The sequence below is a fragment of the uncultured Acetobacteroides sp. genome, from assembly GCF_963667355.2.
GTDB lineage: Bacteria > Bacteroidota > Bacteroidia > Bacteroidales > ZOR0009 > Acetobacteroides.
Genome location: NZ_OY763328.2, coordinates 2278644 through 2303808, shown reverse-complemented (window position 1 = coordinate 2303808; position 25165 = coordinate 2278644). Strand labels below are relative to the sequence as shown.

Sequence of the window (25165 nt, the reverse complement as noted above, 5' to 3'; positions counted from 1 at the left end):
CCTAGAAAAGTTTTGTGGCTAAATTGCCCAGGTAAACGGCTACCAAACCCAGAAACACGCTTAGCGCGGTGTAAGCGGCAAAGTAGAGAAAGGCCCCATCCCGGAGGAGGCCCAGGTTCTCGTTGGCGAAGGTCGAGAAGGTGGTAAACCCACCGCAGAAGCCAACGGTAAGGAAGAGGCGCAGCTCGTCGGACATCAGCCCGCTGCGCTCCGAGAGGCCGTAGAACAGCCCGATCAGGAAGCATCCGGCGATGTTAACCCAGAACGTGCCGTACGGAAAGGGCGAGAGCACCGCCTGCTGCACGTAGCGCGACAGCAGGTAGCGCGATACGCTTCCCAAAAAACCTCCGGCGCCAATAATTAGAAGAATTCGAAACATTGCGGATTACCGGTTATCGTACAAAATGGCAGCTTACATAAAAAGGATGGAAAACTCCATCCTTTTAGCTGATAATATAGCTTACTCGAGCGAGGTCTTCGAGAAAACTCTTTCCGTTATTCTTGTGTAGGCCCAAGGCAGATAGATGCCCAAGGTTACAATGGTGAGCAGCAGCTGCCCCCAGATGAGCATAAAGTCGCCTCCTTGTTCCAGGTCGTAGTCGAGCGCCACCCTATCGCCAGCCGCATTCTCGCAGCTGGTATGCGATAGCACGTACTTGTAGATCTTCAGGTAGAACAGCGGGAAGTAGATGCCAACCGTAATCACGGTGAGCAGCAGGTGCAGGAATATGAAGCCCATAAAGCGGAAGAAGTCCACCTTTAGCGAAATGCGGTAGCCGTTGTAGCTGCCGTTTACCATCCACTTAAGCAGCAGGGTGTACAGCGGAGCCAAAGCCACCAGCTGGTACACGTTTAGGAGAATGCCCTCCTCCACGCTCTGTACGCCGTAGAGCGCTATAGCGAGAAAGGATATCGCCATAATTGGCACCACCATCAGCAGGGTGAAAATTCCAAACAGGGTAAGCCCATCGCCATCGAACTTGTAGCGAACGCCCTTGTAGCTCGATCCCTCGATAAAGAAGACCATCAGCCGCTGAACAAACCAGGGAAGGTAGATCCCAAGGGTGATAAGGGACAGGAACGTGCCAAGAACAAACGTCCTCAAAAACTCGGATATGGTATACGACGTTGCCAGCCGCTCACCCTGGTACTCGGTGTTATCGGTAGTAAATTTTAGGACGTAGTAGTAGAAGATGTAAATAACGCCCACCAGCAGCAGAAAAGTCAGCACCAGCATCACCGAAGTTCCAAACGAATTATCGCCATTAAGGATTGCCTTCGAACGAATACTGTAGATAATAACAAGAACGATACCTAAGATATAGGTCGAAATCCAGTACGGAAAAAGCTGCTTGCCGTCTAGGTGAAAAGATAGATAGTTTTTCATGGCTTTTGAGTCATTGAAGTCAAAAGATTATCTAGTATTAAATTTGATGCTAAAATAACCATTTAACCCGCACCAACAGCCGAACGCGCAAATAAACAGGTAAAAAAAGATTGACGAACCCCTACTTCGCCTGAAGCAGCCGCGCCCTTTGCTCCATCGGAAGAATGCAGCTGTACACGAAGCGGTTCACCGGAGTTGGCACGCCGTACTTCTCGCCCAGCCGTACAACCGTCCCGTTTTGGTACTCAATTTCCGAAGGCTTACCCTCCATCACATCGCGCGTAAGCGACGAGGTGGTTTCGTAGTCAAAGGTATCGATCATCGCCATTGTCTTGTCAATGATGTCCGGCTTCAGGTTAACCCCCTTTGCCTTGGCAACATGGTACGTTTCGGTAAAAAGATCGACGAGCATTTGTCGGGTTTCAGGAAGTTCTCTAACCGCCCCATACGAAGATCGGCATACCGCAAGCAGCCCGCTGCTGCAGATGAACAGGAACTTCTTCCACGCCTCAACCTCAATGTCGCGTGGTATTACAGCCGTCACACCTGCCCTATCAAAGGCTCCCTTGATACGGAGAACCCTATCGGTTTGCTCGTTGCTATTCTCCCCAAAGATGACGGTTGGGTCGATGCCAAAATGGTGAATCACCCCATACGACTCTACCTTGCTGAAGATTCGGCAAAGCCCCCGAATCACCGCTCGCTCGCCAAGCACCTCGCGCAGCTCATCGGTAGCCATCACCCCATTCTGAAGGGGGATAACAACCGTGCTATCGCCAATCATTGGCTTAAGCTGGGGAGCCATATCACGAACCTGCCAAGCCTTTAGGCAGACAAACACCACATCAACCACACCAACCTCCGCAATGCTGCTGGTAGCCTTGGCTGACTTTACCGTAAAATCTCCATTGATGCTCTTAACCCGCAATCCGTTGGTTTGGATTGCCCGTAAATGCTCGCCACGAGCGATGAAGGTTACATCGTAACCTGCTGCCGCTAGCTTTGCTCCAAAGTAGCCGCCAACACCTCCAGTACCGACAATGGCAAATTTCATCTGACAGATAATTTTTAGTGATGATCTTCTAGGAGAATCCTTCCCAGTTCTTAGCCAACCCTCCGATACCAGTCTCGCGGTAGGCAACCTGGATATCGTTGCCCGTTTCAGCCATAGTTTTTACCACCTGGTCGAATGGTATCTTATGCCCGCCATCGGAGAACAGCGCGTACGAGGCGCACTGGTACGCCTTACCCGCCGCAATAGCATTCCGCTCGATGCAGGGAATCTGAACGTACCCCATTACAGGGTCGCAGGTAAGCCCAAGGTTGTGCTCGAATCCCATCTCGGCAGCATACTCAATCTGAGTAATCGTTCCGCCTAGGATTTGTGCCATAGCGGCAGCAGCCATAGCGCAAGCCGTACCCACTTCGCCCTGACATCCTACCTCGGCACCCGATATCGATGCGTTATGCTTTACAATGTTTCCTATAAGAGCAGCAGTGGCTAGCCCACGCAGTATTTTATGCTCCGAAAGATTCTCGTCGCGATTCAGGTAGAAGAGCACACCTGGAAGAACACCTGCGGCACCACAGGTTGGTCCGGTAACCACCTTCGCCCCTGCGGCATTCTCCTCCGAAACTGCCAGCGCAAATGCGAATAGCAGCCCCATGTTCTTCATTGTTCCCGAAGACTTAGTGGCTCTTATGAATTGTGATGATGCCTTACGCTGCAACTTAATTGGACCAGGGAGTACCCCCTCGTTATCGATACCTCTACGAACGGTATCCTTCATTACCTCCCATATCTCTGCAAGGAAATCCCAGATTCCTGGACCTTCATAATCCTCTACGTACTCCCAGAACGTTTTTCCTTCGGTACGGCACCATTCCATAATCTCAGAGAGCAGATGATGAGGGTAGACCTCCTTGTCATTCAGCAATCCCTTGTCGTCCATCAAGTCGCCACCACCAACGCTGAATACACGCCACGAATCAAGTATCTGATTGTTTATATCGAAAGCAACGATCTCCATCCCATTGGAATGCTCCTCCAAAAAAATATCGGGCTTCCAAACAAACTGAACCTCCTTGGGCATGAGCTCCTTTAGGATAGCCTTATCGGTATGGTGCCCAACACCTGTTGCGGCAAGGCTTCCGTAAAGGGTAACCTTAAACTTTTTGGCATTTGGATTCTTGCTGCTAAAGATGGTTGCTGCCCTCCCCGGTGCTATGGTATGGCTGCTCGATGGTCCATATCCTACCTTAAAAATCTCTCTGATCGACTGCATGTGCGGTGTCTTTTCTATGCTATTATGTCCTGCAAAGGTAAGCCAAAACCTTTTATAGGATATGATTACTCTTTCTTCGTATTTTGATCCTCAACGGTTCCCACGGTGCTCACAACAGGTTTGGCAACCTCTTCGGTCTTTGGCTTCTCTTCTACTGATGTAGCAGCTGCTTTTTCCTGCTTTGGTGCATCTTTAGGTACTGGCTTAAAGAAATCAGGGCGCTTTTCGGTAATATACTGTAGATTCTCCTCAATAGAGAGGATGTAGCTCTGAAGTTTACTGTTTACCTCGTTGATAATATCCAACGACTTATCGGCAATGTTCGTCTTGGCAAAGTCGTTCAGGTTGCCCATGTCGCGCTTAACCTCAAGCAGTTTGGTACGAAGAAACGAGACGCTGGCAGGAAGCGAATCGCCATACTGTGCCTTTATGTTCTTCTCCATCAACTCCGTCTTCTCTATATATCCGTAGAGCTTATTCTCCACCACCATTGCCAAGCTATCGCGCTTCTGAAGTGCGGCAACCTTATAGCTCTGGTTCAGCCCATCGTAGAAATCCTTTACAGCAGCCAACGCCTGCTCGCGACAAATAACGCAAACCGTATTGTTTGCCTTCTCCTTCAGCTTTTCAGGTGCCGAGATATTCTGAGGTATCGATTTAGTCCCCCTTAGTTTGGAAATATCTGCCGTGAAACTCTTATCCAACAAAAACTTTTCGAACTGTGCAATTTGGCTTAGGATGATCTGACCTTCCAAGGTTTGCTCTAAGTTCGAGCGCTTAAAGATATCAGAGAAGCGAAGGCTGCGAAGGCTATTCTCGCATACGTAAGGATCGGTTAGCTTCATATCCTTTTCCAAGGCAACCATGGTTTTAACCATATTCTTGGTTTGCTTCAGGTTCTGATCGTCTTCTAGGTAAAGACTGGCAAAACCAAGGATTGAGGTGTACTCCGATTTAAATACGGTGAGGAAGGTACTGTTTGTCCTATACTTATACTCCACCTCGTCGTAGAGTTTCAACAGCTGGCGGTAGCCCTGCATAACCTTAATCAACCCGTTGGTAATGGCATCTGGGTTGCCCATTCGGAAGTTAAGGCTATACACCTCCATCATGCCCTTAAGATTGGCGAATACGGTTAGGAAGCTAATAAAATCCTTCTCCTGACGGTAGGTCTCATCATTAATCAGCCCCGCCTTATAGTCGTTCTCGATGCGTAGCTTGCGCTTGTCGATGTTCGACTGATTCACCTCATCACCACGAATCTGCTCCATCTTGTAAAGCGACTTGTAGTTGGCAACAACGATGAGCGGATACTGCTTGTAGCCTAGCATCTGAATCAAGCTCTCGCGGGTAATGTCAGGATTTGCAGTAGTATCAAGAAACGACTTTAGCGCTTCGGTATTAAGGAGAATTGGTCGGCTATTCTCCGTGTTAAGCGCATAAATTTTTATTGAATGAAGACGAGTATCAAAGTTTTTCTGCTCAAAAAGGCGGATGGTCGTGCTGAATCTGTACTCCTTTCGTTTCGAGTTAGCCTCCAAGAAATTACCAAACTCGCGTAAAAGCGAGAATACTGCGGCTGTTGGAGTCGGTATCTTCGAAATGTTCTGAAGCTGAGTTGCCACCAACGATACCATTTGATCGCGCTGGTTGGTGGTGATAGCTCGAACCTTTATGTCAGCATCAATCTTATCGGAAGCGGAGTAGAGCGGAAGGTTGTCGATAATTCGGATCTTATCGATCTTATCGCTCACAAACGTTTGGTACTTGTTATCCTTATCCCTATTTATCTGAAAATTGTAGATTGGATAGGCGATATCCTTGTCACCAAAGAACTTTACATCCTTAAGTTGCGCCGTAATGAAAAGATACTCCAGCTTCTCCTCATCAATCCCCCGCTTAAAAAAGCCTTTGCCTTTTGGGTTCTCGAAGTTGATCTCATTTATGAGCTTGCTAAACCGATCCCCGTTCAAGAGGTAGATGTCAGTAGAAAGGTATTGCCACTCACTACTAAAAGGATACTTCACAGAATCAGCAAAGCAAAGCTTTGTGACGATATCGCGCTGCGCATAGCCGCACGATGCTGCAAAAACGAGTAGTGCTGCAACTAGTAACTTCTTCATTACGATTAAACTTTTAGGCTGAAAACTCAAAGGTTCAGCTGTCATTAATGAGGCAAATAGGCTGCTCTAAACCTATTCCTTCACCTTCTTCTCTCTTCCAAACTTAGGGCAACGCTCAAATGGTTTACTTGGATCGAACCACATCCGGTAGGTAATATGCCTTTTGCGAATAGTACAGCCAATTTGTGTCATCAACCTCATCATTACCGGATTGAAATCGCCAACCCAGTTAAACTCGAGCTCGTTATAGCTAAACGTACTGGATGTGGCAACACGCCCAAAAGCCCTAATCATTCCAGCATCGACGCCCTTACCATGAAACTCGGGGACTACCCCAAAAATGATGCCAACAGCACGTCGAGCACGGCGCCTTACCTTAAGGTAGTAGACGAATTTTAACTTCCCCCACCAGTCGAAACGGCCATTCAGCGGCCTTGCTACTTGGTTCAGGTCTGGAATCATTATAAAAAAGCCAATGGGCTCCCCTTCGTGGTAGGCAAAGTAAAGCAGCTTCTCGTCGAGGATTGGCTTCATCGACTTTATGAGCAGCTTGGTGTTGGCCAAAGTCATATCACCGGCACCAACATACTTCCCCCACGCCTTGTTGAATACCACGTTGAAATCGTAGGCAAGCTTATCCAGATCTTTCAGGTTTGCATGCGTAAACTGGTACGAAGGGTTTGCCTCCAGACGAATACCTCGCTCAACTAGGGCTTCGGCTAACCCTTCGCAGCTAATCGGGCGGGTGTAAGTGTACTGGTTGAAGTAGTTTTGGAGTCCATACCCCTCGAAAAGATCGTTGTAGTAGGCTGGATTGTAGTTCATACAGTAGGTTGGCTCCACAAACCCTTCGCTTAGGCATCCCCACCAACGATCGCGGTCGCCAAAGTTCACGGGTCCATCCATTCCCTCCATTCCTTTTGCTTGCAACCACTGCTTGGCTGCATCTATGAGCATGTTCGCTGCCGCTTGGCTATTGATGCACTCGAAAAAACCAACGCCTCCAACGGGCGGCTCTCCCTTCTTAAAGGTTACCGGATCGACAAAGGCTGCAATGCGGCCAACAGCAACGCCCTTTTCATCCTCTAAAATCCAACGGATTACCTCTCCCTTTCTAAATCGCTTATTCCTTTTTGGATCAAAAACCTCCTCTATATCGCTATCAAGAGGTTGAACCCAAATCTTATCATCCCTATAAATTAAAAGGGGCATGCGCAAAAAAGTCTTTTCCAACTCTTTTCCACGTACCTCTTTGAGCGTGTACTGATTCATAATCGTAATTCTGTTGCCGTAAAAATAGAAATTATTGTGGGGAGTACAACCTCGGAATACTGGTAGGCCTAGTAGTAAGGCAAGAGGTCTGATGAGGTATAAATAAAAAAGCCGACTAGATTAAATTTCTTTTCTTTGGCAGGAATAGACAAGCTCGCCAAATCGAGTCGTTTTTATATCTAATCGGCTTTATGCACAAAAGTAATCTTGATTTTTAAGAATTCCATCTTTTAACAAAAAAACCTTAAACATTTCCCAATTAAATGCCTAGCTCACTCCGAACCTTCTTGGGAAGCTTGCATGCAACTTCAAGGTACGACTCGTCAATCCACCTATAGATAATGCCATCTGGGATGGTGCCATCAACCAGCACGGTTACCCAGTAGGTTTTATTCATGTGGTAGCCGGGAAGCACCGACGAATGCTCCTCCTTCATCTCGATAACCTTGTCGGGAGTATTTTTTAGGTTGATGCTAAAATCTCCATCGAGTTTGGTAAGCAGAAACATCTTGCTGGCAACCTTAAATACCAGCGTAACCTCATCGAATGGGAGGCATTCGGTAACGGCAGGTTTGGAGAGACAGTATTCGCGTAATTCCTCTATATTCATTTCAATCGGTAAAAGCAATGCGGCAAATATACCATTTCCCTTCTATCAGAAGTTAGGCTCAAAGGCATTCTCGATAAACTCCAACTCGTGATAGTTCTTGTAGAAAACAATGCTCACGATGTCGAAGCTGGCCTCGCGACCATCGTTGCGCTGCTGCATAAAAGCATCGGCAGCAAGGATGATGTTGTTCTGCTTTTTTCGCACCACCGCCTGCTTAGGATCTTCGAGAAAATGCTGACTCCGCGCTTTTACCTCAACAAAGTGCAGCATATCGTTCTTTTCGGCAATGATATCGACCTCCTTGTGACCGTACCGCCAGTTCTTGAAAAGGATCTTAAAGCCATTGTCGCGAAGATGCAGCATTGCCAGCTCCTCGCCCTTTGCTCCTAGCTCATTCATACTCAAAATCAATTTATGGTTCCTATCGCTTAGGTTGTAAAATGACAACTATTACTAGTACTGTCATACTCCTAGTTTTCAAGGAATATCTAGTCAAACCCAGAAGAGGTCGTTAATGTTTTGTTAATGGAGGAATAAATCAACAAAAAATTAAATGGAATTTTTCTAAATTGCCCCCTGCGAGATAATACAAATTTCAACTAAAAAATGTAACAAGATGAAGAAGATTGCTATTCTAGCTATGTCTCTTTTAATTGCTGGTGCTGTATTTGCTCAAACACCTCAAGCACCTGCTAAGAAAGAAGCTGCTAAGACTGAAAAGAAGTGCTGCGACAAGAAAGATAAAAAAGAATGCACTGAAGGAAAGAAAGAATGCAAGAAAGCTTGCGCTGAAAAGAAGGCAGAAAAGAAAGCTTGCTGCGCTGAGAAAAAGGCTGAGAAGAAGTCTTAATTACTCAAACGAAATAAAAAATCCCAGATCTAAGGTCTGGGATTTTTTTGTTTTATCGGGTTAGCCCATCGAGAGCGACAACCACCTTATCGAAGTTAAACTGCGCCAGCTTTGCCTCCATCAGCTGGGATATTTGCTCGTTGGCAAGATTTCCGATGCTACCCAGATGCTGGTAGTTTAGCTGTTTTGGACGCTTAAACTTACCCTCGGCAATATCGCCACCTACAATCTTGTAGGCATCGCGGAAGGGTTTGCCTTCTACTACTAGGTTATTTACGGCATCGACGCTAAAGAGTACATCGTACTTTTCATCATCAAGAAGACCGTCTTTTACCTTTACCTGCGAGAGCATGTAGGTGGTTATGTTGATGCAGTCTACAATCTTGTTGAAGGCTGGGAAGATGACGTCCTTGGTTAGCTGCAGGTCGCGGTGGTAGCCCGAGGGAAGGTTGCTGGTGAGCAGCATCAGCTCGTTGGGAAGCGACTGCAGCACGTTGCACTTGCCACGTACCAGCTCGAATACGTCGGGGTTCTTCTTGTGCGGCATGATGCTCGACCCGGTTGTCAACTCGTCGGGGAAGGAGATGAAGCCAAAGTTCTGGTTCATGTACAGCACCACATCGTAGGCTAACTTGGAGAGGGTTCCGGCAACGGCAGCGATGGCAAAAGCCACGTTGCGCTCGGTTTTGCCACGGCTCATTTGGGCAAATACGGCGTTGTAGTTTAGCGTTTCGAAGCCCAAGAGGTCGGTGGTTAGTTGCCTGTCCAGCGGAAATGTCGATCCGTAGCCGGCGGCAGAGCCTAGTGGATTCTTGTTTGCCGAGTTGTAGGCAGCCAACAGCATCTCCATATCGTCGGTGATGGCCTCGGCATAGGCGCCAAACCACATTCCAAACGACGAGGGCATAGCTAGCTGAAGGTGGGTGTAGCCGGGCAGCAGCTTATCCTTATGCTCTTTGCTTAGCTCCTGTAGTAGGTCGAAGAGCTCCTTGTAGCAGTACACCACGCGCATTACCTCGCTGCGGAGGAACATCTTGATATCGACCAAGACCTGATCGTTGCGCGAGCGTCCACTATGAATTTTCTTTCCAACCTCGCCCAAGCGACGGGTGAGCAGCAGCTCCACCTGCGAGTGGATATCTTCAACATCGGGCTCGATGGTAAAGCTACCCTCCTCTATCTCGCTGTAGATGTCTTTCAACCCTTTTTGCACCTGCTCAAGATCGGCTGCCGATAGCAAGCCTACCTTTTCGAGCATGCGGGTGTGCGCCAGCGAGCCTAGCACATCGTATTTTGCGAGGTAGAGGTCCAGCTCGCGGTCGTCACCCACCGTAAAGGTGTCGATGGACTGGTCTACCTGATAGTTTTTTTGCCAAAGTTTCATGGTCTTGATTTTAGACGTTAGACATTCGTTCGTAATACAACCGCCCCGCCCTTCGGGCACCCCTCATTGCTTCGAGTATTACACTGCAAACCCTTTTACTTATCTTCTTCTAACTTCGTTTAACTTCTGAAATAACTTCCTCTAGCTCCTCTACAAAATCACCTTCTCCAGCATCTTGATGTACAGCTCTACGCCTTCGTGGATTTCGGAGAGGTGCACAAACTCGTCGGCAGTGTGCGAGCGGGCGCTATCGCCAGGACCGAGCTTGAGCGATGGCGAATCGACCAGCGCCTGATCGGAGGTGGTTGGCGATCCGTAGGTGGTGCGGCCCAGCGCCAATCCGGCCTGAACGATGGGGTGCGAAACCTCAATCTTCGATGGTCGTAGGCGCATCGAGCGGCAGGTAACATCGCTCTTGATGTTCTGCTTGATGAACTCGAACACCTCCTCCAAGGAGTAAGCGTCGGTAAGGCGTACATCCACCACAAACGAGCAGCGGTCGGGCACCACGTTGTGCTGCGTTCCGGCGTTGATCATGGTTACGCTCATCTTTACCTCGCCCAGATAGTCGGACACTACCGGGAAGCGGTAGGTGTTGAGCCAGCTGATATCCTCAATCGCCTTGAAGATGGCGTTCACCCCTTCGTTGCGGGCAGCGTGACCCGACTTGCCGTGCGCCACGCAGTCGAGCACCATCAGCCCCTTTTCGGCAACGGCCAGATGCATCTGCGTTGGCTCGCCCACAATGGCAAAGTCGATGGGCGGAAGCAGCGGTAGCACGCACTCCAAGCCGTTCTTGCCCGAGTTCTCCTCCTCGGCAGTTGCGGCAAAGACGATGTTGTACTTCATCCCCTGCTGATGGTAGAAGTGGGTAAACGTTGCTGCCAGCGACACCAGGCATCCTCCGGCATCGTTGCTGCCCAAGCCGAAGAGCTTATCGCCCTCCACCGTTGGCTCGAACGGATTGCGGGTGTAGCCCGTGTTGGGGCGCACCGTGTCGAGGTGCGAGTTGAGCAGCACGGTGGGCTTCTTGGGATCGAAATCCTCGTTAACCGCCCAGACGTTATTCAGGTAGCGCTGGGTTTTAATGCCGCGCGAGGTGAGGTAGTGGTTCATCAGATCGGCCACCTTACCCTCCTCGCCGCTAAACGACTGGGTGGAGATGAGCAGCTTCAGCAGCTCGATGGCACCGTTTGAGAGCGTTTTGTAGTCCATGCTACGTTGGTATTGCTTCTTTATTTGTTGTATAGCCTTATTTAGAAAAGAGACGCATGCAATGCGTCTCTACCCTGAAACGCTTATTTAAGCTAGTAGAGACGCGATGTTCGCGTCTCAATGCTTATCCTTGTACTATTAACCCACCCCTACCCCTCCCAAGGAGGGGATAACGAGCCTTGATTAAGGTTAACCCGTAATTTTCTAGCTTCAATTTTATTTCGACTAATCCAGCTAAGGTGGGATGTCGCTTCGCTCCACTTCCGTTTATTCCCGTTTAACTTCTCGCTATTCGGAAGACTATAGGCTCAGCGTCGTTCCACAGGCGAGTGGCTCGCCGGAGGCAGTAAGCACATCCTCGGCTTGGGTGATTACCACCGAGCCTACGCCCTTAGCAAGCGCATCGAACGCGTTCTGCAGCTTAGGCAGCATACCTTTAGCAACAACGCCCGTGCTGACAAGCTCACCGAATTCATCCTTTTTAATTAGGCTGATAACGGAACTCTCGTCGTTGATGTCCTTCAGCACACCCTTCTTCTCGAAGCAGTACACCAGCTTGGTGTCGCCCTTCTTCGATAGCGCCACGGCGATGGCAGAGGCGATGGTGTCGGCGTTGCAGTTAAGCAGATTGCCCTTGCCGTCGTGCACGATGGCCGAGAATACGGGGGTGAACCCGTCGTAGAGCAGCTGCTTGAGGTGGTCGTCGTGCACGCTATCCTCGTTTAGGTCGGCTACGAAGCCAAAGTTGATGGGCTCCTTGGGGCGCTGTACGCCGCAGATGATGTTGGCATCAGCCCCCGAAAGACCGATTGCGTTGCATCTGCGTGCCTGAAGGGCAGCCACCATCTTCTTGTTCACCAATCCTGCGTAAACCATGGTAACAATATCGATGGTTTCGGCATTGGTGATGCGGCGGCCATCCACCAGCTGAGGCTCTACGCCCAGCCTTAGCGAAAGCTCCGTGGCAATCTTACCGCCACCGTGGATGAGCACCTTAGGCCCATCTATCTGGGCAAACTTATCGAGGAAATCGGACAGCAGCGCCGGATTGTCGATCACGTTGCCGCCTATTTTTACTATTGTAATCATCTTTTTTAAGATGTTAGATATTAGACTTTAGATTTTAGAGCTGTTTACCTAACCCTGACAGGGTTTTAAACCTGTCAGGGTTAACTGCCATGCGGCGACGAAGCTTTACACTTTGTAAAAGCTCTATTGCCGAGTGGCGATGAAGCTTTACACTTCGTAAATGCTCTTCTGCCGTGCGGCGACGAAGTTTTGCACTATGTAAATGTTCTACTGCCGGGTGGCGATGAAGCTTTACACTTCGTAAAAGTTCTACCCGCGAGCGCCGATAGAACTTTTCCTTAGGTGAAAACTCCATCCGCAAGCGCCGACAGAACTTTTCCTTAGGTGAAAACTCTACCCGCAAGCGCCGACAGAACTTTTCCCTTGGTGAAAGCTCAATCCGCAACCGCCGACGAAGCTTTTCCCTTGGTGAAAGCTCTATCCGCAGCCTCCGACAAAGCTTTTCCTTTAGGGAAAGCTCTACCGGAGCTCGCGGATGCTACTTCGTTGCCGCTATCGCCTTTTTAAAGGCATCGATAAACGCGTCGGCCTCTTTTTGGGTGATGTTTAGCGCTGGCAGCAGGCGTACGGTGTGCGCTCCGGCTGCTCCGGTAAACACCTTGTGGTCGAACACCAGCGCATTACGCAGCGGTCCAGCCGGCTTCTCCATATCCACCCCAATCATCAGTCCTAGCGCCCTAATCTCCTTGATGCCGGAGATGCCCTGCAGCTGCGCCAGGATGTAGTTGCCCATCTTCTGCGCGTTGGCCATCAGGTTCTCCTGCTCCATCACATCCAAAACGGCAATGGAGGCCGCGCAGGCAAGGTAGGCTCCGCCAAAAGTGGTTCCCAGCATGCCGTAGCTTGGCTTAATATCGGGTGCGATGAGCACGCCTGCCACCGGGAAACCGTTGCCCATGCCCTTTGCGGTGGTGATGATGTCGGGCTTTACGTTGAAGTGCTGATGGGCAAAGAACCTACCCGTACGACCGTAACCCGACTGCACCTCGTCGAGGATGAGCTTCGCCCCAAGCTCCTTGCACTTAGCCTGAATGGTTTCAAGGAAATCAGCGGAAGGAATCTGTATCCCGCCAACTCCTTGGATTCCCTCTACAATCACAGCAGCCACCTCGGCATCCATCTCTTTTAGGAATGCCGTAGTATCATTAAACGGAACAAATACGATGTTCTCGGTAGCGTTTACCGGGGCTACAATCTTGGGGTTGTCGGTGGCGGCAACGGCCAACGACGTGCGACCATGGAAGGCGCCCGTAAAGGCGATCACCTTCTTGCGTCCGGTAACAAACGAGGCGAGCTTAAGCGCGTTCTCGTTGGCCTCGGCGCCCGAGTTGCAAAGGAAGAGCTGGTAATCGGTGTAGCCGCTCAACTTGCCCAGCTTCTCGGCAAGCTCGTTCTGCATCGGAATCTTCACCGAGTTGGAGTAGAAGCCGATCTGCGAGAGCTGCTCGTTAATCTTCTTCACGTAGTACGGATGGCTATGGCCGATGGAGATCACGGCATGCCCACCGTAGAAGTCTAAATATTTTGTACCCTTATCGTCCCACAGGTAAGAGCCCTCGGCCTTTACCGGGTTAATATCAAAAACGGGATATACGTCGAATGGAATCATTGCTTTTTAAGATTTTAGATGTTAGACTTTAGATATTAGACCCATCTAAAGTCTAACGTCTATCGTCTAAAGTCTACTTTAAAACGCTACCGGCTTCAGCATCAACCCTGCGGTTTCGGGGATGCCGAACATCAGGTTCATGTTCTGAACCGCCTGACCCGATGCCCCCTTTAGCAGGTTGTCGATGATGCTCATCACCAAAAGGTACTCGCCATGCTTCTCCACGTGCACCAGACACTTGTTGGTGTTCACCACCTGCTTTAGGTCGATGTTTTGGGTGGATACATGCGTAAAGGGTTGCCCCTGGTAGAACTTCTGGTAGAGCGCCACCGCCTCCTCCTCCGTACCGCTAAACTTGGTGTGGATGTTCGCAATGATTCCACGGGCAAAGTCGCCACGGTAAGGGATAAAGTTGATGGCCTTCTTGTAGTCGGGCTGCAGCTGCACCACGCTCTGGGTGATCTCCTTCAGGTGCTGATGCTCGAACGCCTTGTACACCGACAGGTTGTTCGATCGCCAGCTGAAGTGGGTCGATGAGGTGGGCTTTTGTCCTGCCCCCGTGCTGCCCGTCACCCCTGTAATGTGAAGCTCATCGGTAAGCAAACCGTTTGCAGCAAGGGGAAGTAACCCCAGCTGCAGGCAGGTTGCAAAGCAACCCGGGTTTGCGATTTGTGTAGCAGTTTGTATAGCTTGTTTGTTAATCTCTGGTAGTCCGTATACAAAGCCAGTCCCCTCGGGCGATGTTCCCTTAATCCTAAAGTCCTGGCTAAGGTCAACGATCTTAACGCTCGAAGGCATCGGATTCGCCGCCAAAAACTTCTTGGCATCGCCGTGGGCAACGCACAGGAAGATGACATCGATATCGGTGGATACCTCACCGGTAAAGCGCAGGTCGGTATCCCCAAAAAGGTCGGTATGCACCTCGTACACGTAATTTCCCGCGTTGGAGCTGCTGTTTACGTAGGCAATATCCACATCGGGATGGTTTATCAGAAGGCGAATCAGCTCGCCCCCCGTATAACCTGCTCCGCCAATAATTCCGGCTTTAATCATAATTCAGATATTAGATTTTAGACTTTAGATTTTAGACTTTAGAAGGTAGATGGCAGGTGTTAGACTTTGCTTTTGTTGCATTTATCTAATATCTAACATCTAGTGTCTAATGTCTAAAATCTTATATCTAATGTCTTTCATTAAAACTCCACCCCATTAACCTTTTGGAAAATCGAAAGCTGATTGCCCAGAATCTTGGCAAAGCCTCTCACATCGTCGCCGCTCCACGACTTGTTCTCCTCGCCGTAGGCGCCAAACTTGCTCGACATCAAGTCGTGCTCCGACTCGATACCGTTAAGCTGGAAGTAGTGCGGATGCAGCGTGATGAACACCTTGCCGCTAACGTACTTTTGTGAGCTCTCGAAGAACGCCTCTATGTTGCGTAGGGTTGGATCGAGGTATTGACCCTCGTGAAGAAGGGTGCCGTACCAGTCGGCCAGCTGCGTCTTGATAAACTGCTGCCACTTGGTTAGCGTATGCTTTTCTAGCAGATGGTGCGCCTTAATAATAAGGTATGGAGCAGCCGCCTCGAATCCTACGCGACCCTTAATACCAATGATGGTATCGCCAACGTGGATGTCGCGACCAATGCCGTAAGGACCTGCAATGGCGTTAAGCGCGTGGATAGCCTCAACCGGATTGGCGTACGCCTTTCCGTCGATAGCCTTAAGTTCGCCCTTTTCAAAGGTAAGCTCCACGTCGAGCGGCTGGGTTGCGGTGCATGGGGTTGGGTAGGCCTCCTCGGGTAGCTGACCGTGCGACGAAAGCGTCTCCTTTCCACCAACCGAAGTTCCCCAAATACCCACGTTGAGCGAGTAAGTAACCTTCTTTGCCTCGAAATCTACGCCGTGCTTCTTAAGGAAGTCGATCTCGTACTCGCGCGAGAACTTAAAGTCGCGGATTGGGGTGATGATGCGGGCATTAGGTGCGATGGTGTTAAACACCAAGTCGAAGCGCACCTGATCGTTTCCGGCACCGGTGCTACCGTGAGCGATGGCATCAGCTTGCATTTCCTTTGCATACTGCGCAATGGCAATAGCCTGGAACACACGTTCGGCGCTAACGCTTAGCGGATAGGTGTTATTCTTAAGCACGTTACCCATGATAAGGTACTTGATGCACTTGTCGTAAAACTCATCGGTAATGTGGATACACTTGTACGAGGCGATACCAAGGCTCAGCGCCTTATTCTTGATAGCCTCCAGCTCGTCGGCGGTATACCCTCCGGTATCAACCATTACGGCGTGTACTTCGTGACCAAGCTCCTTGCTGAGGAAGAGAGCGCAGAAGGTGGTATCCAACCCACCGCTATATGCTAAAACAACTTTTTCTTTTGACATTTTGATTTGATTTTATAATTAGACTTGAGATTTTAGACCTTAGATTTTAGTTTTTGAGACTTGGCTGTTATTGCATTCGTCTAACATCTATCGTCTAATGTCTAACATCTTGTATCTATTAGGCAAACAACGCCGCCTTAATAAACTTGCCCCTGAGCATGATGAACTCCTTAAGCCTCATAAAGCGCTCGTACAGCTTCGACTTCTTCTTGAAATCCTCCATTGGAGCCTTATCGCCGCCCTTTTGCTTGGCAGGGTCAAATATCATCGCCGTACAGAGACAGTTCTTGCGCTCCTTGCTCATAAGGATCGGGAAGTTAACGCAGCTCTCGCAGCCCTTCCAGAACGACTCATCGTCGGTAAGCTCCGAGTAGGTAACAGGAACGTAACCCAACTCCGAGTTGATCTTCATCACCGCCAATCCGGTGGTAAGACCAAACAGCTTTGCGTTGGGGTACTTGGTGCGCGACAGCTCAAAGGCCTTCTCCTTGATCTTCTTCGCCAAGCCCACCTTACGGAACTTTGGCGATACAATCAGACCCGAGTTGGCAACGTACTCCTTGCCCCCCCACGTCTCGATGTAGCAGAATCCGGCCCACTCCACACCCTTGTAAAGTGCGATGATGCCCTTCCCCTCCTCTATCTTTTGGGCGACATAGGAAGGGGTACGCTTTGCAATACCAGTTCCGCGCTGCTTGGCCGATTCGGCCATCTCGTCAACGATCTCCTGGCTGTACTTGATGTGGTCGGTAGTTGCCACCGTTACCACAAAATCATCAATATGCATGATGCCTCTAAAATTGTACTGTGATGAATGAATTGCGTTGATTTCGCTCAGGGCGACTTATTGGTTACTTGCAGAAAAGTTCAATATACGATGCCAGAAGAGGCGATTGCCAATTTAGCTAGCTGCAAATAAAGATTGATTGTGAGAGTTTGTCCTAGTGGGACAAAAAAGAAATTACCGCCGGCTTTCCCGTCGGTTAAGGCTAGATGAAATAGTTGCGAACGAAATAGCAAGCTGACGTTGAGCGGAGATGCCCATCGAAACAGTCGAACTTAGTATGCTTTGCTTGTTGTCCATCGCAATTTTGCCTTTTCAGATGGTGCAAATGTAGATATTATAGTTTCCATTTATCATTCAGCCCTTTTTATTTCTTTTTTTTTAACAGATAAAGGCTGAAGAGAATCGAAACCGTTAAACTTTATCCCAATGTAGATGTTTCGGCCCATTAGAATCTCATTAGAGCTACACCTGCATATTTGATAGGTGTAATTATTTACTACATTTGGCGCCGAGGGAAAACACACCACATTTTTTGTTCATATGTTTAATTCTATTTTACGCACCCGCTTCAAGGGGTTACTCAGCTTAGCTGGAATTTACGTTGCCATTGCCATGGTAACCCGTACGTATCTTCTCTTCTTCTCACGTGCCGATGTTTCGTGGAATATCTGGAACCTGATAAAGGTATACGCCATGGGTGCCTTCTACGATATTGTCTCGGTAAGCTATATGCTCATTCCGTTTGCCCTTCTGGTAACGCTGCTCACCGACAACGCCTTCTACAAGCGCTGGAGGATGACATCGGCGATCGTATTCTACACCATACTGATTGCCGCAGCCATATTTGGCGCCTTTGCCGAGTACTTCTTCTGGGAAGAGTTTAGCACCCGCTTCAACTTTATCGCCATCGACTATCTGGTGTATACCTCGGAAGTTACCAACAACATCTTCGAGTCGTACAACATACCGCTGGTGGTATCGCTTTGGACCCTTTTCACAGCGGCTGTTGCCATATTCGCCATCCGCAAGAAGTTGTTTACCCCAAGCGAGCGCATTAGCACCACCATTTGGCAGCGCCTCAAGGTGGGTAGCGCCTTCATCATCTTCCCCTTTATCGCCTTCTTTGCATTCGGACAGAATACGGAGAGGTTCTTCGACAACCAGTACAACAGCGAGCTGGCTAAGGATGGCGTTTACTCGCTGGGCTCGGCCTACATCAACAACGAGCTCGACTACCACAAGTTTTACATCAACAACGATAATAAATCAACGCTTGCCGAGCTCCGTAAGCTGCTAGCCACCGAAGGTAGCCAGTACACCAGCAGCAACCCCGATGACATCACCCGAAAAATCACCAGCCAAGGAGAAGCAAAGAACTACAACGTTATCCTCATCTGTAACGAGAGCCTGAGCGCATCGTTCCTCGGAGCGTTTGGCAATACCGAGAAGCTAACGCCCAACCTCGATAGCATCGCCAAGCAGTCGATGCTATTCACCAACCTCTACTCCACAGGAACCCGTACCGTTCGCGGCATGGAAGCCATCACCTTGTCTATCCCTCCAACACCTGGCTCAAGCATTGTACGTCGTCCGGGCAACGAGAACCTCTTTACGCTGGGCTCAGTCTTCAGCCAAAAGGGCTACGACACCAAATTCGTTTATGGTGGCTACGGCTACTTCGACAACATGAACTACTTCTTCGGGAATAATGATTTTAAGGTGGTAGATCGTAACTTGTTTACCAAAGCCGATACCCACTTCGCCAACGCCTGGGGTGTTTGCGATGGCGATCTCTTCAATAAGGTTATCCAGGAAGCCGACAGCTCGTATGCATCCGGAAAGCCATTCTTCCAGTACGTAATGACCACCTCCAACCACCGCCCCTACACCTATCCCAATAATTGCGTAGATATTCCATCGGGCAGCGGGCGCGAGGGTGCCGTTAAGTACACCGACTACGCCATGGGCCAACTTATCCGCGATGCAAAGAGCAAACCTTGGTTTAAGAATACACTCATCATCATTGTAGCCGACCACTGCAACAACAGCGCTGGGAAATCAAGCATGAACATCGAGAAGTACCATATCCCATTTATAGTGTACAACCCAAACTTGGTAAAACCTGCTAAGGTTGAAACCCAGTGCAGCCAGATTGACGTTGCACCTACCATTCTTGGACTAATGGGCTGGAGCTACGAGTCGAAATTCTTTGGCAAAAACATCCTTACCATGAAGCCCAACGAGCAACGCGCCTTTGTTGGCACCTACCAAAAGTTGGGCTACCTAAAGGGTAATAAGGTGGTGATACTGGACGTACAGCATCAAAGCGAGTTCTTCACCTACAATAAGAACTCCAACAACCTAACTCCAGCATCAAAAGATAATGCCTTGCTTAACGAAGCCGTAGCCTACTATCAAGGGGCTTACTACCTATACAAAAATGGGCTTACAAAGAATTCTATTAACAAGAATCCCCCAATGGCACAAAAACGTTAGCAGTAGCCATCGATAAAATACAAAAAAGGCGTACCCAAAATGGGCTACGCTTTTTTTATGCTTTACAAATACCTACAACAGCATTTATGCTTTTAACAATGTTTACATCTTTAATAGAACTTTCCAAAAGACTTTCATCGAGCTTTTTAAAAGCATACGTTGTTTAAATCTATACCTCGCTCTTGTAGAAATAAAAACAAGGTTAGAAATGAAAAAAGGGATAGTCCTACTGCTGCTAATATTTGCATCGCTATACCTTCCTGCTCAGCATAGAAGGATGGAATCCCTATTACCATTCGAAAACTATAGTTCTCTAGTATCACAGATCAGCAGCGATATTATCCACAACCTTAGCAACCAAAATATATATACCCTGCTTGATTACCGCTTCACAAAACAAAAAAATCAGGAAACAAAACAAGTTTCCAGGATAGAAACCAGCCACATCTTGAGTGCCATACTACTCCTTGCACTTCTTTTAAGCGGTAGCCTAATCGACTTTTTAATCAAAAGTCGCCAGAAAGAGAGAAAAGCAAAGATGCAGATTCTTGCGCAGGTAGAGCAGCTGCAAGCACAGGTCGAAGAATTAAGGATCAGCAATAAATCAAAAGACCGAATGTTATCCATCGTTGCCCACGACCTGCGAAGTCCACTCGCTACCTTAAAAAACATACTAGACCTACGCAAGTCAAGGGATCTCTCCAAAGACGAATTCGACGAAATTATTCCGCTGATGATCAAGGAGGTAAACGGTTCGCTCGAACTTACCGAAGAGATTCTCTACTGGGCTAAAAGTCAAATGGAAGACAGCAGCTCTTCTCCCACAAAAGTTGACATCAACCAAATTCTTGAAGAACAAGTCAATCAATTCTGCATATCCGCAAAATCGAAAGGCGTTACGCTAAAAGTCAAAAGAACATGTGGCGAATGCACTGCATTAGCCGATGTCAACATGATAAAAACTATAATTCGAAACCTGCTTGGAAATGCCATTAAGTTTTGTCGATCCAACGACTGCATTACCCTGAGTGCTCAGAAAAATGGCAAGGCTACTCTTATAAAAGTGGCTGACACAGGCATCGGAATATCACCCAATAATCTATCTAAGCTGTTTGGTTCTAGCACAATTACTACAAAAGGAACAGCAAACGAAAACGGTTCGGGATTAGGATTAACCCTTTGCAAAGACTTCGTCGAGAAAAATCATGGCAAGATATGGGCGGAAAGTGAAGTTGGCAAGGGTAGCACCTTCTACTTTACATTACCCTAACAGTAACTATTTTTTCCCCTTAGCTCGGAGGGAAAATAATCGCTTTTACATATATTTACCGCTCTAACATTCCCAATAGAATTGTTGGAAATGCATCCAAGCATGAAATAGCATGCTGCATTAACGAAATCTAGTAAAGCGACATAATTATGAAACGAGCATGAATCTACAGATTTACCAAGGTAGATGAAAATCTGTCATGCGAGTTACATGTGACCATTAAGAAACAATTATTTTCACATGAAAGCACTACTGATTATTGACATGCAGATAGGGCTGTTTACCCCATCGACACCAAGATTCGATGCCCATGGTGTAATTAGCAGAATAAATGCCCTTTCAAAAAAGTTTCGAGAATTAGAATGGCCTGTTATCTTCATCCAGCACGATGGTACCAGCCAAGACTACCTCCTCCCCAATACCCCCGACTGGGAAATACTTCCATCGCTCATCCAAAAATCATCCGATATTGTAGTTGGTAAAACAGCCAACGATGCATTCTACAATAGCAATCTGCAAGATATTTTAGAAGCAAAAGGTATTACCGAACTGATAATAACCGGTTGTGCTACCGATTTCTGTGTTGATACTACCGTTAGATCTGCACTAGGACGAAATTATAAAATTACAGTTATCGAAGATGGACATACAACTGGTAACCGTCCTCATCTTGATGCCCAAACCGTTATCATGCATCACAACTGGATATGGAGCGAACTTTCTCCTACCGCTCATAGGCTAAAGGTGAAACCATTTGATGAAGTAATTGTAGAAATGTAGCCTTAAGGTAATCGGGTCAGCTCAACAATTATTTTTTCATGCTCGGGGAAAGCCTTTATGAGCCTTGACCTATCAGCAAGTTCAAAATCTGTGAAGTCGAAGCCTGGAGCTACCGTGCAACCCACTAAAGCAAATCCATCATCTACCACACGTGAGGCAAACCAGCATCCTTCGGGTACTACCTGCAAGGGTTGCTCGCCCTTCTCTAAATTCTTTCCCAACTTAAGAATCTCAAGTGTTCCTTTGGGATGGATAACCACTATTTCTAAACCAACACCCTCGTAGTGGTGCCAAAGCTCATCCGATTTAATGCGATGAAAGGCAGAGAAGTTTCCTGTCTCCATCATGAAGTAGATTGCGGTGCTTACCGAACGGCTACCTCCGCAAAAGCGATGATGAAGGCATTCCTCTGCAATTCTATCCGTCGAACGGTACATTTCCCGATAGTAGCCTCCCTCGGGATGAGGAATAAGTTGTAGTTGCCGAATAATATCTTTTGCAGCTGTCATGGTTACGCTTTTTATATCCACACAAAATTACGATGCCTTTCCTGAAACGTAAAATTAAAAAAGGAGGTTGCTGTAATAGCAATCTCCTTAAGTTTAATACTTACTTGTAAAACCTTCTTAACAGTACCTTTTGCAGCTCACGCTCAATTATCGTATGTGCGAGTTCCTCCTCCACGTTACAATCCTCCTTCCTCTGCAAAACACCTAATACATTAATATCAATTTGATAAAGCAGATTCTTTAAACGGCTGACATCGTTAATCCCAAGCGCTACAATATGGTTGTACACTTGAATGTAAAGTTCCTCGTAGGCTTGAGGAATATCGTTGCTATACGCGATGGACATCCCCCACATCCCAAAATCTTTCTCCAGCTGCCTAGCAACATCCGCAATTATCTCCTCCCGAAGCAGCGCATCCTCCATTTGCTCCCTCGTTACAATTCTATCAAAAGCACTGTTCTTCTTAGGACTTCTTTCCATCTATGTTGATGTTAAATATGAGAGTCTCTGTTTGCAGCAGCGTTTTACGCTTATCCTTCTTAGGCGAATAAACGTAGGCTCGTATAGTTAGAACTTCGTTCTTCTCTTTCCAATACGTAGAGTAACTAATAAAAGGTCCTCCCATAAAATCATTTTTCACATCCCAAAAACCTCGCATACGGTACCATGTTCGACCCTTATATATGAGCTTTTCTACTTTTGGTGCAACAGCCTTACCTGTTACCATGTAGCTCCCATCACTTGGACCTGGAACATGCTGCTTTGTATACCAATCGGTCACAAAGCATAGGTTCTCCACAGTAAAGTCCGCCTCTCCTTCGTACTTGCTGGTAAAAATCAGCAATCCCTGACTCGACAGGTTGGTCTCCAACGAAATCCATATAAAGTTGGTCTTGCTGGTACGCAGCTGATAGCCTGCCGGGAAATAGATGTCAAACCCAAACTTATCTCGAACAGCAACCGTAAGCCCAGCATCTGCCTTCGATTTTACAACCTGGGCATACCGATCCTTCTCGGTTTGATCAAAAATCGTCCTAAGCCTCTCCGCATTCTCCTTTACATAGCTTGCTGCAACTTCTACAGTGGGTGCTTCTACAGCTACCACAACCTGAGACATCGCATAGACATCAGCCTGAATAACCAACCGAGGTCTTGCAAGTCTTGGGTCTATTTTAGTGATAACAAGATTACGGAACTTTTGAGCCGCAGCAACAAACACATCCCTACTTACATGCAATACGTGAAAGTAAGGCTCTATCTGTGGAAGATAGGGGTAAGGCTCGGTTAACGCCTCGCGATAGGCTTCTCCAAGCTCCCCCTTCCAGCTTTCTTCGCTAAGAACAACCAGCACATCGCAAGCTGCACCAGCCGGATTAGGAAGCGTTGCCCCTCCTCTTTTGGCATCCTTGCATCCTGTCAGCACAGCAAGCGGGAGTAGCAGAAACAGAACAGCTCGTAGCGGTTTCATATATGGCGTTAAGTAGAGAACCGTACCCAATGCGGTTCGGCATAGGCAAGGTAGGGAGATTTTATTGCCTTATCAACCCTACAGCTACGCTGGCTGAGGCAATCCTATCGCTATAGCTGCTAGGATAGCGGATAACCTTTAAGGGAAATGACCTACCCTCTCAACAAAAAGAGTTATCCCTCGAAGGGTAACTCTTTTCCTTCGAGGGATAACTCTTACTGTCGTGAGGATAACTCTTTCCGACGCGTAGATAACTCTTACTGACGCGTGGATAACTCTTTCCGACGTGAGGATAACTCTTATCCTCGAAAGAATCTCATCTAGTGCTTAAACAGCTTAACTATATCGTTACCGTTGGCAAAGATAAGCAGGGCAAACAGGATGACCATCCCCACAATCTGGGCATACTCCATAAACTTTTCGCTAGGCTTACGGCGCGTAACTATTTCGTAAAGCAGAAACATCACATGTCCTCCGTCCAATGCGGGTATTGGAAGTATGTTCATTACGGCAAGGATGATGGAGAGGAATGCGGTCATGTTCCAGAACAGGTACCAGTCCCACGTACCAGGGAAGAACTTGCCAATGGCTATAAAGCCACCCAACGACTCGTATGCCTTTGTTTCGGGCGAGAAGATCAGCTTCAGCTGCTTCACGTAGTTCACCGTCTTATCGAAGCCATGGCCAATTCCGGCAGGAATCGATGCCCAAAAGCCGTACTCAATCTTACTAAACTTAAACTGGTTAAGGCTAAGCGCAGTGCCAATCAGCCCATCGTTATTGGGTGCAACGCTAAAGTTAACGGTATCCTTACCTCTAACAATGGTTAAGGCAACCTTCTTATTCTTATGCTTCGAGAAGTAAGTTCGATACTCGTCAACAAAGGTCATGCTTACCGTATCCACCTTAATAAGCCTATCGCCAGCCTTTACACCGGCAGCTTTAGCGGGCATATCCTTAGCAACATCCTCCACAATATACTTTGCACGTGGACCGAACATCCCTTTTGCCTTCAGGATCTCAGGAACAAATTTCTTGTTTATGGCAACATTAACCTGCTTGCCATCACGCTCTACCTTTACGTTCTTTACCTCATTAAAGATGATATCGCCCTGCAGCGTTGCAATATTTTCGAGTGGTTTCCCATCCAGCGAGATAATCTTATCGCCGTTGCAGAATCCGATGCGCTGCGCCAAGCTATCAGCCTGAATACCGTAGGTAACATCCTTGTTGGCAATGTACTCCTCGCCCCAGGTGTACAGAACGGCTATATAGATAAACAGGGCTAGTACAAAGTTTACCAACACCCCACCAATCATGATCAACAGGCGCTGCCACGATGGCTTTGCACGAAACTCCCATGGCTGAGCGGGCTCCTTTAGCTGCTCCTTGTCCATGCTCTCGTCCATCATCCCGGCAATCTTAACGTAGCCGCCAAGAGGAAGCCAGCCTACTCCATACTCGGTTTCCCCCTTCTTAAACTTAAACAGCGAAAACCAGGGGTCAAAGAAGAGGTAGAACTTCTCTACGCGAGTCTTGAATAGCTTTGCAAATAGGAAGTGCCCCCCCTCGTGGAGCAGCACCAGAATCGAAAGGCTCAGAAGTAGCTGGGCTACCCTAACTAGTATTTCCATTTT

Annotated in this window: 23 protein-coding genes; 4 read left to right on the top strand and 19 right to left on the bottom strand. The window is 48.0% G+C overall.

The window, feature by feature from the left end; translation table 11 throughout:
• Position 1 precedes the first annotated feature (1 nt).
• From crcB to ACHZA1_RS09490, 8 genes are all read right to left on the bottom strand, one after another.
• A complete protein-coding gene (gene crcB / locus ACHZA1_RS09525; protein ID WP_320051642.1) occupies positions 2 to 379 on the bottom strand; it encodes a fluoride efflux transporter CrcB in 378 nt (125 codons plus the stop codon).
• 81 nt (positions 380 to 460) lie between these two features.
• Complete coding sequence (locus ACHZA1_RS09520; protein ID WP_320051641.1) at positions 461 to 1387, bottom strand: DUF898 family protein; 927 nt, start codon at positions 1385 to 1387, stop codon at positions 461 to 463.
• Between the two features lie 121 nt (positions 1388 to 1508).
• The gene (locus tag ACHZA1_RS09515) at positions 1509 to 2441 is read right to left on the bottom strand and encodes a 2-dehydropantoate 2-reductase (RefSeq protein WP_320051640.1); all 933 of its coding nucleotides are present in this window, start codon (positions 2439 to 2441) and stop codon (positions 1509 to 1511) included.
• 28 nt (positions 2442 to 2469) lie between these two features.
• Complete coding sequence (locus ACHZA1_RS09510; protein ID WP_320051639.1) at positions 2470 to 3672, bottom strand: L-serine ammonia-lyase; 1203 nt, start codon at positions 3670 to 3672, stop codon at positions 2470 to 2472.
• 65 nt (positions 3673 to 3737) lie between these two features.
• Complete coding sequence (locus ACHZA1_RS09505) at positions 3738 to 5795, bottom strand: hypothetical protein (RefSeq protein ID WP_320051638.1); 2058 nt, start codon at positions 5793 to 5795, stop codon at positions 3738 to 3740.
• Between the two features lie 72 nt (positions 5796 to 5867).
• Complete coding sequence (locus ACHZA1_RS09500; protein WP_320051637.1) at positions 5868 to 7067, bottom strand: hypothetical protein; 1200 nt, start codon at positions 7065 to 7067, stop codon at positions 5868 to 5870.
• A gap of 259 nt (positions 7068 to 7326) precedes the next feature.
• Positions 7327 to 7677, bottom strand: coding sequence for an MmcQ/YjbR family DNA-binding protein (locus tag ACHZA1_RS09495; protein ID WP_320051636.1), 351 nt, complete (start codon positions 7675 to 7677; stop codon positions 7327 to 7329).
• A 45-nt stretch (positions 7678 to 7722) separates the two neighbouring features.
• The gene (locus ACHZA1_RS09490; RefSeq protein WP_320051635.1) at positions 7723 to 8076 is read right to left on the bottom strand and encodes a YraN family protein; all 354 of its coding nucleotides are present in this window, start codon (positions 8074 to 8076) and stop codon (positions 7723 to 7725) included.
• A 217-nt stretch (positions 8077 to 8293) separates the two neighbouring features.
• Between ACHZA1_RS09490 and ACHZA1_RS09485 the strand changes: the two genes are divergently transcribed.
• Positions 8294 to 8527: a hypothetical protein gene (locus ACHZA1_RS09485; RefSeq protein WP_320051634.1), complete on the top strand. Its 234-nt coding sequence runs from the start codon at positions 8294 to 8296 to the stop codon at positions 8525 to 8527.
• Positions 8528 to 8579: 52 nt separating this feature from the next.
• On the opposite strand, the gene argH is transcribed toward ACHZA1_RS09485, so the two are convergent.
• From argH to ACHZA1_RS09450, 7 genes are all read right to left on the bottom strand, one after another.
• Positions 8580 to 9911, bottom strand: coding sequence for an argininosuccinate lyase (gene argH, locus ACHZA1_RS09480; RefSeq protein WP_320051633.1), 1332 nt, complete (start codon positions 9909 to 9911; stop codon positions 8580 to 8582).
• Between the two features lie 150 nt (positions 9912 to 10061).
• Positions 10062 to 11126: a M20 family metallo-hydrolase gene (locus ACHZA1_RS09475; RefSeq protein ID WP_320051632.1), complete on the bottom strand. Its 1065-nt coding sequence runs from the start codon at positions 11124 to 11126 to the stop codon at positions 10062 to 10064.
• Between the two features lie 300 nt (positions 11127 to 11426).
• Positions 11427 to 12215, bottom strand: coding sequence for an acetylglutamate kinase (gene argB, locus ACHZA1_RS09470; protein ID WP_320051631.1), 789 nt, complete (start codon positions 12213 to 12215; stop codon positions 11427 to 11429).
• Between the two features lie 478 nt (positions 12216 to 12693).
• The gene (locus tag ACHZA1_RS09465; protein ID WP_320051630.1) at positions 12694 to 13824 is read right to left on the bottom strand and encodes an aspartate aminotransferase family protein; all 1131 of its coding nucleotides are present in this window, start codon (positions 13822 to 13824) and stop codon (positions 12694 to 12696) included.
• 78 nt (positions 13825 to 13902) lie between these two features.
• Positions 13903 to 14877 (bottom strand): N-acetyl-gamma-glutamyl-phosphate reductase, encoded by a 975-nt coding sequence (gene argC, locus ACHZA1_RS09460; protein ID WP_320051629.1) that lies wholly within the window; start codon positions 14875 to 14877, stop codon positions 13903 to 13905.
• A gap of 140 nt (positions 14878 to 15017) precedes the next feature.
• A complete protein-coding gene (locus ACHZA1_RS09455) occupies positions 15018 to 16217 on the bottom strand; it encodes an argininosuccinate synthase domain-containing protein (protein ID WP_320051628.1) in 1200 nt (399 codons plus the stop codon).
• Between the two features lie 118 nt (positions 16218 to 16335).
• Positions 16336 to 17004, bottom strand: a complete 669-nt coding sequence (locus ACHZA1_RS09450; RefSeq protein WP_320051627.1) for a GNAT family N-acetyltransferase — start codon at positions 17002 to 17004, stop codon at positions 16336 to 16338.
• A 540-nt stretch (positions 17005 to 17544) separates the two neighbouring features.
• On the opposite strand from ACHZA1_RS09450, the gene ACHZA1_RS09445 reads away from it, so the two are divergent.
• From ACHZA1_RS09445 to ACHZA1_RS09435, 3 genes are all read left to right on the top strand, one after another.
• The gene (locus tag ACHZA1_RS09445) at positions 17545 to 19500 is read left to right on the top strand and encodes a sulfatase-like hydrolase/transferase (RefSeq protein WP_320051626.1); all 1956 of its coding nucleotides are present in this window, start codon (positions 17545 to 17547) and stop codon (positions 19498 to 19500) included.
• A 208-nt stretch (positions 19501 to 19708) separates the two neighbouring features.
• Positions 19709 to 20770 carry a HAMP domain-containing sensor histidine kinase gene (locus ACHZA1_RS09440; protein ID WP_320051625.1) on the top strand — a complete coding sequence of 354 codons (1062 nt, stop codon included), beginning with the start codon at positions 19709 to 19711 and terminating at the stop codon, positions 20768 to 20770.
• A 240-nt stretch (positions 20771 to 21010) separates the two neighbouring features.
• Positions 21011 to 21550, top strand: a complete 540-nt coding sequence (locus ACHZA1_RS09435) for a cysteine hydrolase family protein (protein WP_320051624.1) — start codon at positions 21011 to 21013, stop codon at positions 21548 to 21550.
• A 2-nt stretch (positions 21551 to 21552) separates the two neighbouring features.
• Here the strand turns inward: ACHZA1_RS09435 and ACHZA1_RS09430 are convergent, their stop codons facing one another.
• From ACHZA1_RS09430 to rseP, 4 genes are all read right to left on the bottom strand, one after another.
• Entirely contained in the window at positions 21553 to 22059 is a 507-nt protein-coding gene (locus ACHZA1_RS09430) for a cupin domain-containing protein (RefSeq protein WP_320051623.1), read from the bottom strand.
• Positions 22060 to 22159: 100 nt separating this feature from the next.
• Positions 22160 to 22540 carry a hypothetical protein gene (locus ACHZA1_RS09425; protein WP_320051622.1) on the bottom strand — a complete coding sequence of 127 codons (381 nt, stop codon included), beginning with the start codon at positions 22538 to 22540 and terminating at the stop codon, positions 22160 to 22162.
• Positions 22524 to 23528 (bottom strand): DUF4837 family protein, encoded by a 1005-nt coding sequence (locus tag ACHZA1_RS09420; RefSeq protein WP_320051621.1) that lies wholly within the window; start codon positions 23526 to 23528, stop codon positions 22524 to 22526. Before ACHZA1_RS09420 ends, ACHZA1_RS09425 begins: the two co-directional genes overlap by 17 nt.
• A gap of 320 nt (positions 23529 to 23848) precedes the next feature.
• Positions 23849 to 25162 (bottom strand): RIP metalloprotease RseP, encoded by a 1314-nt coding sequence (rseP, locus tag ACHZA1_RS09415; protein WP_320051620.1) that lies wholly within the window; start codon positions 25160 to 25162, stop codon positions 23849 to 23851.
• Positions 25163 to 25165 lie beyond the last annotated feature (3 nt).